Below are 13,158 nucleotides of genomic sequence, written 5' to 3' on the forward strand. Positions count from 1 at the left end.
CTTCCTTATCACCGATAAAATTCATGTCAATAGCAAATCCGACACCGCGAGTAAGTGTAATTATTCCAGCATATAATGGCGATCGCTACATCGTGCAAGCGGTAGAAAGCGTCATCAGCCAAACCTATAAAAACTGGGAAATTATCGTCGTAGACGACGGCTCAACCGACGACACCCGCCAAGCATTGCAGCCTTATTTTGACAAAATTCGCTATGTTTATCAGGAAAACCAAGGAGTAGCTGCCGCTAGAAACCGAGGAATTCAGGAATCCCAATGTGAATTAATTGCTTTTTTAGATCAAGATGACTTTTTCTTGTCCGATAAGTTAGCTGGACAAGTTGCGTTATTTAACGCTCAGCCATCACTAGGAATTGTTAATAGTGGCTGGCGAATGGTTAAAGAGCAAGGCGAAAGTATTTTCGATGTCACACCCTGGGAATACTTGCCTCAGCTAGACTTAAAAACCTGGATTGTTTATATGCCCCTACTTCCCAGCGCGATGATGTTTTCGCGGCAGTGGCTGGAACGAGTCGGTGGCTTTGATTCTCAGTATGATTCAGTAGATGATGCCGACTTAATCTTGCGTTTAGCACTATCTGGTTGCGAAGCTGCTTGGTTGCCTCAAGTGACAGTATGCTACCGCCAGCACGGGCAAAATGTCTCCATCCAGAGAGCGCTAAAACAGGCCAACCTTTGTATTAAATTAAAGCAAAATTTCTTCAGTAGAGCCGACTTGCCAGAGGACATCCGCCAATTAGAAAAGCAGGCTTTTTATGAAGCTCTGACATGGATGGCGTGGCAACTTTACTACAGCGGCTATCCGGCAGAAATGACGGAGTATTTGCAAAAATCTTTAGATTATACCCCCTCCTCGCTGACAGCAACTATAATAGATTGGGTAAAGCGCCTTATGGGAATTTCTAACACCTACGGCTGCCCAATTGATGGCATGTCTCTCAGAAAAATACCCGAATGGAAACAGTTAATGGCTAGTATCATTCCTCCCAAAAAAGTGCGCGTCAGTGTCATCATCCCGGTTTACAACAGCGATAGCTACATTGTCAAATCCGTAGAGAGTGTTCTGGGCCAGACTTATCAAAACTGGGAAATTATCGTCGTAGACGACGGTTCTACTGACAACACTCGCCAAGTTTTATCACCTTACCTCGATTTAATTCAATACATCTATCAAGATAACCAAGGAGCAGCAATTGCTCGAAATAGTGCTTGCAAGTTAGCAAAAGGGGAATTTTTAGCTTTTCTAGATGCTGACGACTTCTTCTTACCAGAAAAACTAGAAAAACAAGTAGCTTGCTTTGACGCTGACCCCACCTTGGATTTGGTGCAAACAGGTTGGGTTATTGTTGACAAAAATGACGAAGGCATATATGGAGTAAAGCCTTGGGAAGAAGCACCAAAATTAGATTTAGAAGCCTTTGTTTTGTACAAATCAGTGCGTCCCAGCGCCATGATGCTGCGGCGAGAGTGGTGGGAACGCTTGGGCGGTTTCGATCATCGCTTGCCGCCAACCGAAGATTTAGATTTTGTGCTACGTTTAGCTTTAAAAGGCTGCAAGTCAGTTTGGTTAAAAGAGATATTAACCTGCTATCGTCAGCACGACAGCAATATCATGTCTAACGGCTCCAAATTAATGAAAAATACGGAAATTTTGATGGAGCAATTTTTCGCCCGGCCAGATTTGCCTCAGCACATCCGCGACTTGAAACGTGTGGAACGCTACAAGTGTTTAGTATGGATAGCATGGCGGATGTACCGCGACGGATATTTGCCAGAAATGGTCGAAAGTCTAGAAAAATCTCTGTATTACACTCGTTTGACAGGCACTGAAACTGTTTTTAATTGGCTGGAAACTTTTAAGGGGGTTTCGGAACAGTACGGCTACAACTTTGATGCCTATGCCTTAACCAATTTACAGGAATGGCAAGACATAGTGGCGATCGCAGCGAACAATCCTTATCAGTTTCAATCGGCTCCCAGTTCGACTTCTCGGCAGCCAACAAAGCACGTACTCCTGTACACAGAAGACTCAGGAGTCGGCGGATTGGCTCAGTTTAACCACTCGCTGATGTGTAAATTAGCTGCCGATGGCTACCGAGTTACCAGCGTTCAAAGTCAAGCTTCTAATCCTTTAATTACCGAACAAAAACAGCTAGGTATCGAACATATTTGGCTAGAGTTCGACACAATGAAAGAATTTTTGCGAATAGCTTACAATTTGGATGATGCTCAAAAGATTTACGCCCAGGCTCGACCGGATTTAATTATATTTAGTGACGGCTGGCCGATGGCTAACTTTGCCGCCAAACAAGTTGCGATCGAGCAAAATATACCGTACATAATCAGTCTGGGTTATATCAATCGCAATTATGAAACCTTCGATCGCGGGGATCAAATTCCCTATTTCGATGCAGTTGCCTACCAGTACATGGTAGCGAAAGCCGCCGTAGCAGTTTCCCACGAGAATTTAAACTTGTTCCAAAGTCTATTTAAAGCACGTCTAGAACGGGGGAAAGTAATCTATTACGGCAGGCCAAATAGTTATTTTGAGCCACCGAATCTTTCCACTCGCCAACGCCTGCGTCAAGAACAAGGAATCCCCGAAAATGCTGTCGTTTGTTTTACGGCGGCGAGATTGACTCCAATTAAAGGATATCAGTATCAATTGCAGGCGATCGCCCAATTGAAAAATCGTCCAATTTGGCCCCAAATTTACTTTGTTTGGGCAGGGCCGGGGTCTACTACTCACGACAATATGGAACCTGAATTAAGAGCAACTGTGAGCAAATTGGGAGTAGAAGAACAGGTTAAATTCTTAGGACAGCGCTGGGATATTGCCGATTGGCTCGACGCCAGCGATATCTTTATTTTATCTTCCCAAGCTGAGGGAATGCCGCTAGCAATTATGGAAGCAATGGCAAAAGGATTGCCCGTAATTGCCACAGCAGTCAGCGGGATTCCTGAAGAATTGGGAGATACGGGAAAATTGCTCCCCGATCCTACAATCGACCCAGAAGGAACAGTAAAAGAGTTGGTACAAACGGTGGAAATATGGGCAGAAAATCCCGAATCGCGCAGACTTGCAGGACAAGCGTGCAAAGCGCGAGCCCAAGAACTATTCAAAGAAGAACGGATGCTTCGGGAGTATGGAGAAATAATTGAACAGGCATTTGTAAGTGACGATGAGAGCGACAGTTTATCTATTAGTCCGAAACTCCAAAAGCAGGTACAGCAAGTGGATAGCTTGGTGAAATACTATTATTTAGTGTGGAAAGCTTGGGATGCTTACAATCGGGGAGATATGTCCGAGATGGCGAGTAATTTGCAATCTGCTTGGGCCTGCACGCCTTATTTTACCACAGAAACTATCTTTGATTGGGTGAAAAATTTTGGTATTTTTGCAGCAGAAAAAGGAGTTCCGTTCGATACCAACGAGCTGATCAACTCCCGCTCGTGGCAACAAGTGCTAGAATCAATACAGGGTTTTGAAGTGTTTTCATCTGTCCGTTAAAACAGAGCTCTTGCAGCATTCTTAGGAACGGGCAAAATGCCCATTCCACCAAACATCAACCAAACAAAAGATATGCAATTTACATTCAAGTTCCCACGTATTAATAAACTGCTGCCAATTTGTTTAGCTATTGTCACTGTTCTGTTAATAGCCTATTTGGGACAGCCAAGAGCGATCGCCCAAATGCGATCGAACGTTACAGTAGATTTTGGACAGCCAGCCACGGGTACAATTTCCATGAGCGGCATCCTGCACGGAATCGACACTGCAAAACCGCCGGATAGCTCGATCAAACCCTTGCAGCCCAAGCTTTGGCGGGCGGGGAGACTCGATATTTACGATCGAGTAATCGCCACCGGAGCCGAGTTTCAGTTAGTAGTTAGCGACTTGTGGGGCTACGGTAGCAATCCCAATGGCTGGCCCTATCAAAACTACCCCGCATGGGAAGCCTTCATCCGACAGTTAGCCCAGCAAAATAAAGGCAAAAAAATTATTTGGGATGTATGGAATGAGCCCGATTTAAAAAATCCGTTTTGGAATGGAAGCAGAGAACAATTCTTTGAAACCTACAAAAGGGCTTACAAAATTTTGCGAGAAGAATTGGGGCCGTCAGCAATGATTGGCGGGCCGAGCATTACCAAGTACAACAAAGGATATCTCGCCGCTTTTTTGGATTACTGCAAAGCGAACAAAGTTGAAGTAAACTTCCTCTCATGGCACGAACTCAACGATACCATGATCTTATTTGTTGACGACCATGTAATTGATGCTAAACGTAATTTTCAGCAAAGTCCCTCTTACAAGGAACTGAAATTGCAAAAAATTTACGTCAACGAAATTGTCGGGAACTTAGCGCAGTACCAGCCGGGGGAAATCTTAGGTTATTTGTATAACTTAGAGTATGCAAAAGCTGACGGTGCTTGCAGAGCTTGTTGGGAGAGTAAAGGGCCAAATAAAGTTAGCAATTGCTTCAACAATACGCTGAGTGGGATGGTCACGCCTAATACTTTTGAGCCAAGAGCAGCTTGGTGGACTTACAAAGCTTATGCTGAGGGAGTTAATTCGCGGGTGCGGAGTTGGTCAAATAACAATCGCCTTGTCGCTTTAGCCAGCAAATCAAATTCTGAAGGTAAAGCACAGATACTTTTAGGTTATTTCGATCCCAATTTTTCCTCAGCAACAACGGTAACATTAAACCTCGGAAATTTGGAGCAGCTAGGTATTCAAAGAGGTCAGAAAATAACTCTAAAATTAGAAAAAATTCCCAACAATCAAGAAGGAGTAGTGCAAAAGCTTGTCACCGTTAAAGAAGAAAGTTTGTCGGTGGGTAGCGGCAGCTTGGCTTATGTTATCCCTAATTTCAACGTTCACGAAGGCTACTTAGTGACGGTTAGCAAGTGAGCTAGCCATCCTATTGAATGGTGAACAACTTGTAGGGACACGACCGTGCCGTGTCCTTACAAATATATAGCCGTTTTCTTACAAATATATAGATTTTAGCTGGGATTATTCAAAGATTTTTGCACCGATTCCAACCACTCTCGGACTGTTTGATTTTCGGATTGTGGGTCGTAGTAACACCCTAATTCATCAAGGATGAATGCTTCTAAATCGGCTGGGGCGATCGGCATTTCTAGCAGTTGGCTGATCTCTTGCGATGCAGCTTCAACACTTGCGGGCGGTTCGCTGCTGCGGTAGTTGTTCACTACATCGCTGGGAGTGTCAGCTTCTAACGGCCAGTCTTGGTGAAAGTAGGAACTGAAAAATTGGGTTAAATGAGGAAATTGATTGATCATTGGGGATAGGCTGTGAGAATAAAGTATCCGGGAGGTAATTTGGCGCTGCGCTGGAGAACGATTTTCACGCCAGATGCTGAAGTTGCTTTCGATGCGCGGCGACGCAGAGTAATGCCAATTATTCTGTTGGCGTTGTAGTCGATCGTATAACGATTGCCTCGACTTTTCACCCAGGAGTCGATCGCACTTTGATTTCTGTTCATTGCTTCTGCAATAGCGGCTTCGGCGACGGAACGGTCAGTAAAGGAAGATGCTGCAGAAATTCTCGTTTCGCTGGCGAGTCGCTGGGCTAGTTGTGCTTCTGTTTTACCAACGTGTCTCTCTAAAGTGTGTCCTCCTGCTGATTCGTGAAAATCTAATCCACCGCCCGGTATGTTCGGAACAAAAGCTAGGGTGGTTGGTGGTATAGTTGAGCCTTCCGGTGCAACAACCGTGGCATAAACACCACATATTGGCGATTGGAATAATATAATTATTGAGGCGATCGCACACAGGATACCTAAAAACTTTTTTAGGTGATCGAGTTTATTTTTCATTGCTGTTGACTCTATTTCTTATATTTAGTATAGGTATTTGCTGTTCTTTTGTCTATTTCTTAATCTACTCTTAGTAAGTTAGAAATTGCGCTGTATTCAAATATACTGTCCGCAGTACCCACCCTACTGTTAGTTAGAAATTGCGCGCAGCATTCAAATACACGGTGCGGTCGCGCGCACCCTACAATTATTTATAATAGTTCGTGATTTCTGTGGTTTACAAAGCTTCACTCAGTATGAGAAAAAGTTAATAATTCTTTGAAGAAATCACTGATGATTGATGATAAATTAATTGATCATCTTTAAAAAATGAAAAAAATGCAAGTAGTTATCCTAGCAGGTGGTCTCGGTACTCGTCTCAGAGAAGAAACAGAGTTTCGTCCCAAACCCTTAGTTGAGGTGGGGGGACATCCGATTATTTGGCACATCATGAAGATCTATGCCCACTTCGGTTTCCAAAACTTTATTGTGTGCTTGGGCTATCGCGGCAACATGATCAAAGAATATTTCCTAAATTATGAAGCCATGAACAATGACTTTACTATCTGTCTGGGACGCCAAAATACCATCACTTATCACGAGGAACATCTCGAACAAGATTTTAATGTTACCCTGGCTGAAACTGGCGCGGCAAGCATGACAGGAGGGCGGGTAAAACGGATCGAAAAATATATCGATCGCGAGAATTTCATGGTGACATACGGCGATGGAGTAGCTGATGTCAATATTGACGCCTTGCTCGAATTTCACAAGTCTCACGGGAAGCTGGCAACTGTCACTACATTTCGCCCGATTTCTCGCTTTGGAATTTTGGATGTAGACAGCGATAGCCGCGTAGTTCAATTTTCGGAAAAACCTCAAGTTGACGGCTGGATCAGTGTTGGATATATGATATTCAACCGCCGGGTATTTGAGTATTTGGGGGGAGATGATTGTATTTTAGAACAAGAGCCGATGCAGCGTTTGGCCGCAGACGGACAGTTGATGGCTTACCGTCATGAGGGCTTCTTCTTTGCGATGGATACTTTTCGAGAGTACAAGTATTTAAACGAACTTTGGGATGAAGGAAAGGCTCCTTGGAAAGTGTGGTAATGAGTTAGTTGTTGCATTCTCAACAAGCCTTTTTTGAACGGGCAAAATGCCCGTTCCACAATAAAGTTACTCTTTGTGGAACAGGCATCTTGCCTGTTATTGAGAAGGGTACACAATGTGAGAAAATAAGTAGCGACACAGCGCTGCCGTCCCTACCTCTGCTATAAAATAATTATAAAGAATGAATTTTCAAGATATTCTTAGCAGCACAGAAACTTACCTACAAAAGTGCGTTGCACCCCACGCAGAAATTATCGACAGCGACTCGGAAGCGCTGAAAACAGCAGTTGCTGGATTAGAAAATCGATCGCTCTTAGCGTTGCGAGTTCCCCAAAAATGGGGCGGCGCTGAAATTGCACCGGAGATTTTTTACCAATATCAGGAATTGACGGCTCGATATTCCGGCGCTTTGTCTTTCCTACAAACTCAGCACCACAGCGCAACTGCTATGCTTGCCAACAGCGACAATGAAATGCTAAAAAGCAGATACTTGCCCGCGATCGCCCAAAAAGAGTTACGCTTGGGTATTGGGTTTTCGCATTTGAGGCGATCGGGCGATCCGGCCGTCACCGCAACTCCCACAAAAGCGGGGTATTTATTGTCAGGCAAAGTTCCTTGGGTAACAGGTTTTCGCTTGTTTCAAAAGTTTATTGTAGCGGCGGTACTTCCTGACGAACGCGCTGTTTTCGGTTTAGTGCCTTGTGCCAATATTGAACGAGAATCGGGTAAAATAGCTTTTAGCGAAATCATGCAGTTAATCGCGATGAACTCGACTAATACTGTGACAGCCACTCTCGATAAGTGGTTGCTGCATGAATCGGAAATAATTTCAGTTAAACCTGTCGGCTGGATTTCGGAAAACGACAGCAAAAATATACTGAATTTTGTTCCGGCTACTTTTGGCTGTATTCGAGCCGGATTGGATGTAATTGCAGCAGCGGCGGCTGCTAAGAATTCACTTTTTATAGCAGCAGCTTGCCAAAAACTAGAGCAAAAGCTCGATCGGCTAAAACAGAATTTCCCACAATCTCAACATAGCTCGAAAGCAGAACAATTAGCGCTGCGAGCTCAAGCCATTGATTTAGCGGTGCGTTGCGGGCACGCTGCGGTTGCAGTTTCTAGCGGTGCTGCTAACGGTGCGCTACACCCAGCCGGGAGAATTTATCGAGAAGCTTTGGTGTATACTGTTTCCGGGCAAACAAAAGATGTGATGGAAGCAACCCTCGATCGACTACTCGAATTTTAGATTTTAGATTTTAGATTTTAGATTGAGAGCGCAGATGGTCAAAAAATCAACCATGTTTAATAAAAAATAAATCTAGTTTACCTAATGATATCAAATCGCTTCGGCTCCGAATCATCCCTCTCTTCTCTAACTCTGCGCCCTCTGCGGTTAAATACTTCAAAAACAATCGCCAACGATATGACAAACCAATTAAACTTAAATAATCTCAAAACGATCGCCTACAGCCAAATTGTTGACTTAACCCATTCAATCCACCCAAATATTCCCATCTGGCCCGGAGATCCAGCCACAGAAATTGCAACAGTAGCTCAAATAGAAACAGACGGGTATTTCCTGCGAAAATTCTCAATGGGAGAACACAGCGGCACTCACATCAACGCACCCAACAGCTTTTATGCAGCAGGCGCCAGCATTGATAGTTATGGCCCGCAGTCGCTAGTTTCCCCTGCAATTGCGATCGACATCCGAGAGCAAAGTCTTGCCAATCCCGACTACACTTTAACCATTGATGATATATTGACTTGGGAAGGACAGCACAAACTTATAGAACCGGGAAATCTAGTTTTATTGTATACTGGCTGGCAAGAAAAATGGGATGACGAGGAAGCATTTTTTAACCGAGATGATCGCGGAATTTGCCACTTTCCCGGATTTGGCAAAGCAGCAACTCAATTTTTGCTAGAAGAACGCTCTATCGCCGGAATTGGAACCGACACCCACGGAGTAGATACCGGGCGAGATGAAAGTTTTGCGGTTAACAAATTGGTATTAGAAAAGCAGCGAATAGTCCTGGAAAATCTAGCAAATCTCGACTTGTTACCTGCGATTAACATCACTTTAGTGATCGGAATATTGCATCTTTTGGGAGGTTCCGGCTCGCCTGTGTCAGTGTTAGCTTTTGTTGCTTGATGCGGTAAAATTAGATTGAAAAAAGTCAAGTAAAAACCATCAGATTAATGACACAACTGCCCAAAGATCTCAACCAGGCGATCGCCCAATCCCGCATTGCAACCGCCGCCGCCCTCTCGGACGGCCAAACTCTACTGCAAGTCGAATTAGTATTTCCAGAAATCGCCCTGCAAGCACAGTCTATCACCGAACAATTTCTCCCAGAATTTGAGGAAATCTACCCCGGAGTAAAAGTCTTTTTTCCAGACACCGGTGCGGCCGCCCTCGCGCGCCGTGACTGGGGAGAAACACCGTTTAAAGTCACTGATTTGGGCAGCAGTCGCACGGCTGTTGAAGAGAAAATAGCACCGGAAGACGAACTGTTCCTGCTAGTGAACCCGGCGGCTGTAGAAGTGGCCCAAGTCGAAAAACTTTACATAGCTGCGGCCGGTCGCCCAGTAATTTTACTCAATCCGCGCCTCGAAGATGTTGCCACCATAGGTATAGGCTATGCGGGCCGCCAATTGCGCGATCGATTCCTCAGCAAAATCGAATCCTGCTACTACGTCAGACCCCTAGACTCTGCGGCTTTATTCCGCTGCTACCCCCAATCCTGGCAAGTCTGGCTGGAAACAAACAACGAATACCAACTAATTTCTGAAACCGCCCAAAAACCAGTCGGAGACGATTTAGAGCGGATTTTAGCCGCTTCTCTCCCAAGCCCAGATCCTGACTCCACCGCACCTGCAAAACCCGTAAAAAAGAAAGGTTTTTTGGCAGAGCTCCAGACATTCCTCAAAGCTTTGACTCAGTGACAATAGTTAAGGCTCGATCGTATTTTAGGGTGCGTCAGCTAGGATGATTTTCGACTTAATCCATCCGCTAATCCCTGACGCACCCGGCTCACCGTGAAATAACTCAAAACTTTGCCTCAGTAACAGCAGTTGCAGAAGCACAATTAACAGCTTGCCTGTGTTTGTATCAGTAGCTACGCAAACAGATATTGGCGAGCTTTACACGACATTTATACAAAGCAGTATAATGGGTGACACCCCTCCACCGTAAAAGAGGGGAGGCAAATAGCAGCAAAATCAAATGCTATAAGCTAGAGATGGGGGTTTTGAGTCAGGGAAGCGGATAAACACAATGGAGCACCGGCGCATTGTTATCGGGGACGTACACGGGCATTACGACGGGTTAATGACCCTGCTAGAGGCACTTGCCCCCGGCTTGGACGATCGCGTCTATTTTTTGGGAGACTTAATCGATCGTGGTCCCAAAAGCGCTCAGGTATTAGATTTTGTCCAGCAAAGCCCCTACCAAACTCTGCTGGGCAACCACGAACAACTCATGCTGGAGGCTTTGTCGGCGGTGCCGATGGATATGCGAGCGTGGCAATGTTGGCTTTACAGCGGCGGCGATGCGACAGTAGCGAGCTACAGAGATACAGGGATGATGCCGTACAAACACTTAGAGTGGCTGCAATCGCTCCCCACGTACCGGGACTTAGGGGACATCTGGCTGGTTCACGCCGGCGTACACCCCCATATGCCAATTGACAAGCAGTCGAGGGAACAACTCTGTTGGATTCGCAAGGAATTTCACACCATATCTAAACCCTATTTTCCCAATAAATTAATTATCACCGGTCACACGATCACCTTTACCTTTCATGGGGTCAGGCCCGGCGAATTAGTCAGGGGCGAAGGGTGGTTGGATATTGACACGGGTGCTTATCATCCCAAAAGCGGCTGGCTGACAGGACTTGACCTCAGCTACCGCAGAGTTTATCAAGTAAATGTATTTAACAATCAAGTCCGAATTTTGCCGTTTGACGAAGTTGTCAGGCAATTGAAGCCGCAGCCGATTGCACCCTCGGAATTTGCGATCGACCCTGTTGTTCCACAGCAGTGTTAAATCAATTTGTAGTTGTAGGGTGCGTCAGTTTAAGTTTGAGCGATTAAATCCAAATTGACCCGATCGCTGACGCACCCTACGAACTAGATTGATTTTTTAAGGAACCGCGAAGACGCGTTAGCGAAGTGGCGCGTTAGCGCTAGATCGCGAAGTAAGAAAAGAGAAGATAGCACAAGAGAGCGCCTGACGGATTTAAAATTGCTATGATCCCAAAAGCCTGCGGATTTCTAGCCTGTAATCCTCATTATCCAAACCTTCACCACTAGCAAGATCCGGATCTATAGCCTGCGAGATAGCAGCAATGCGATCGCCAGTAGCCGGGTGAGTGCTCAAAATGCTCGGAGGAGAAGGCTTGTTGAGCAACTTTTTCATAAAATCAACCATCCCAGATTGAGCGTAGCCCGCTCGCCCCATAGTTTGCAATCCCAACTGATCCGCTTCATACTCAGCTTGGCGGCTGTGAGGGCGACGCAAAGCCAGTTCCACCCCAATCTGAACCGCCTGAGATCGATCGAGACCAGTCGCCGAAGCTACACCTGAAGCTATGGCCATTTGACGCATTTGTTGAATCGCGTGGCGAGCATTAATGTGAGCGATTTCGTGGGCGATCACACTTGCCAATTCTGCCTCATTGTCCGCCGCTGCCATCAAACCTTTATTCACATAAACAAAACCGCCCATAGTTGCAAAAGCATTAATCGCGTCGTCGTCAATCACTTGAAAAGTATAAGGAATATTAGGGCGAGTGCTTTCTTGAGCGAGTCGTTGACCGATACGGTTGATATATTCTGTAGTGTCCCGATCGCGGTCAATCTTAAACTGGCTGTTCGTTAACTGCTGATTAATTTGTCGGCCAATAGTCACCTCTTGCCGATCGGACATATTCGACAATTGAATAACTTGAATGCCTCGAAAAATCAGTTCAGGCAAAGAAAATGCTTGAGTCGGTTCCGGGGAAACCACCCAGATACCCGCAGCCACAATCAGGGACAGAAACAGATAAATCCCCCGGCCACAAGTACGCCGGCAAGTCAACCAAAAACTTTTTAACATGAGTGATAGGTGCCAGAAGTTAGATAAAATTGTAGGAAAAACTCGAAAAGTCACTAAATAGGCAGACGTAATTTGAGGCTGCTTAGTTGCTATTCTAGCTTTTTGTCAATTTTTAACCGCCCCACCAGCTTCTGGGCGATCGGCAACTGGGCAACCAACCGCCCTCAACTGCCTTCTGCCTTATGCTTTAAGTGCCCAAGTCATGCGGATTTTGGGCGATCGTTGTGGTAATATCTTTTAGCTTCAGGACTTACACATCAATAAAGTATGTCATTGCCAGCGGTAGCTCAGCAATAGCAGCATCTGTTTTTCATCGATGTCTGCGTAAGTCCTGAGCTTGTAAACATACTCCTGTCGCTATCAGTATAATAGGCGATTATGAAAATTTTGGATTCTCAAGGCCGACTGTTCGGCAAACTCAGCATTCTAGACGTAGCTGCCGCTCTGATCGTACTGCTAGTTGCAGTCGGAATCTTCTTCTTTCCCGGCACTTCTGGCGGTTCCGTCGCCCAAGTCGGCACCAGTGTCAAACCTGTAGAGATTGATGCAATTGCGATCGGTCTCAAAGGAACAAACGTTCAAGATTTGTTCAAACCAGGTGATAAAATCAATGTGGTGATCCGCAATCAACCCTCCGGTCAGATTACCATCAAATCTGTCAAAACTCTCACCAGAACCCTAGCAGTTCCTCAGCCCAACGGCACTCTGAAAGCTCTCCCCGATCCCAGAGAAGAAGAAGCCTTCAGCAAAAATATGATGTTTACCTTAGAGGGAAAAGGTCAACTTACTGAAAATGGGCCGGTTTTAGGTAATACGAAAGTCAAAATTGGCACTACGTTAGAGCTTGAAGGCAACAAGTACATTTTCAACGCCAGCGTTATCGACGTGCGAGTCAAAGAATAATTAGTAGTCAGTTGTCAGTTGACAGTTGACAGTTGTCAGTGGTCATTGGTGTCAAATTCAGACTAAAATTCATGATAAATCTCGCTTCTAGCAGAGTCTAGATACCCCCTAGCCCCTTAAGAAAGGGGGGGACAAGAGTATTGTCAAAGTCAACCCCTACTCCCCTTATTAAGGGGGATTTAGGGGGATCTAGACTT

At 45.3% G+C, this 13,158-nt stretch carries 11 protein-coding genes; 8 read left to right on the forward strand and 3 right to left on the reverse strand.

Annotated elements, in window-relative coordinates:
* The first annotated feature begins 23 nt into the window (after nucleotides 1-23).
* Nucleotides 24-3,530, forward strand: coding sequence for a glycosyltransferase (locus tag QUA70_RS17820; protein ID WP_333348954.1), 3,507 nt, complete (start codon nucleotides 24-26; stop codon nucleotides 3,528-3,530).
* Nucleotides 3,531-3,566: 36 nt separating this feature from the next.
* Entirely contained in the window at nucleotides 3,567-4,931 is a 1,365-nt protein-coding gene (locus QUA70_RS17825) for a GH39 family glycosyl hydrolase (RefSeq protein WP_333348956.1), read from the forward strand.
* 95 nt (nucleotides 4,932-5,026) lie between these two features.
* On the opposite strand, the gene QUA70_RS17830 is transcribed toward QUA70_RS17825, so the two are convergent.
* Both QUA70_RS17830 and QUA70_RS17835 read right to left on the reverse strand, forming a co-directional pair.
* Complete coding sequence (locus QUA70_RS17830; protein ID WP_333333473.1) at nucleotides 5,027-5,326, reverse strand: contact-dependent growth inhibition system immunity protein; 300 nt, start codon at nucleotides 5,324-5,326, stop codon at nucleotides 5,027-5,029.
* Nucleotides 5,323-5,862, reverse strand: a complete 540-nt coding sequence (locus QUA70_RS17835) for an RNase A-like domain-containing protein (protein WP_333348958.1) — start codon at nucleotides 5,860-5,862, stop codon at nucleotides 5,323-5,325. The genes QUA70_RS17830 and QUA70_RS17835 overlap by 4 nt, the downstream gene beginning before the upstream one ends.
* Before the next feature lie 318 nt (nucleotides 5,863-6,180).
* Here QUA70_RS17835 and rfbF point away from each other — a divergent pair, with 318 nt between their 5' ends.
* The 5 genes from rfbF to QUA70_RS17860 all read left to right on the forward strand — a co-directional run bounded on the left by rfbF (nucleotide 6,181) and on the right by QUA70_RS17860 (nucleotide 11,005).
* Nucleotides 6,181-6,954, forward strand: coding sequence for a glucose-1-phosphate cytidylyltransferase (gene rfbF / locus QUA70_RS17840; protein ID WP_333333469.1), 774 nt, complete (start codon nucleotides 6,181-6,183; stop codon nucleotides 6,952-6,954).
* Nucleotides 6,955-7,135: 181 nt separating this feature from the next.
* Nucleotides 7,136-8,200, forward strand: coding sequence for an acyl-CoA dehydrogenase family protein (locus tag QUA70_RS17845; RefSeq protein ID WP_333348960.1), 1,065 nt, complete (start codon nucleotides 7,136-7,138; stop codon nucleotides 8,198-8,200).
* A 177-nt stretch (nucleotides 8,201-8,377) separates the two neighbouring features.
* Entirely contained in the window at nucleotides 8,378-9,109 is a 732-nt protein-coding gene (locus tag QUA70_RS17850) for a cyclase family protein (protein ID WP_333333465.1), read from the forward strand.
* 47 nt (nucleotides 9,110-9,156) lie between these two features.
* The gene (locus tag QUA70_RS17855) at nucleotides 9,157-9,903 is read left to right on the forward strand and encodes a DUF1995 family protein (protein ID WP_333348962.1); all 747 of its coding nucleotides are present in this window, start codon (nucleotides 9,157-9,159) and stop codon (nucleotides 9,901-9,903) included.
* A 331-nt stretch (nucleotides 9,904-10,234) separates the two neighbouring features.
* Entirely contained in the window at nucleotides 10,235-11,005 is a 771-nt protein-coding gene (locus QUA70_RS17860) for a metallophosphoesterase family protein (RefSeq protein WP_333333462.1), read from the forward strand.
* 201 nt (nucleotides 11,006-11,206) lie between these two features.
* Here the strand turns inward: QUA70_RS17860 and QUA70_RS17865 are convergent, their stop codons facing one another.
* Nucleotides 11,207-12,058, reverse strand: a complete 852-nt coding sequence (locus QUA70_RS17865; protein WP_333333460.1) for a M48 family metallopeptidase — start codon at nucleotides 12,056-12,058, stop codon at nucleotides 11,207-11,209.
* A 378-nt stretch (nucleotides 12,059-12,436) separates the two neighbouring features.
* Between QUA70_RS17865 and QUA70_RS17870 the strand changes: the two genes are divergently transcribed.
* A complete protein-coding gene (locus tag QUA70_RS17870) occupies nucleotides 12,437-12,961 on the forward strand; it encodes a DUF4330 domain-containing protein (protein ID WP_333042459.1) in 525 nt (174 codons plus the stop codon).
* Nucleotides 12,962-13,158 lie beyond the last annotated feature (197 nt).

This window comes from Microcoleus sp. LAD1_D5 (assembly GCF_036702115.1).
GTDB lineage: Bacteria > Cyanobacteriota > Cyanobacteriia > Cyanobacteriales > Microcoleaceae > Microcoleus.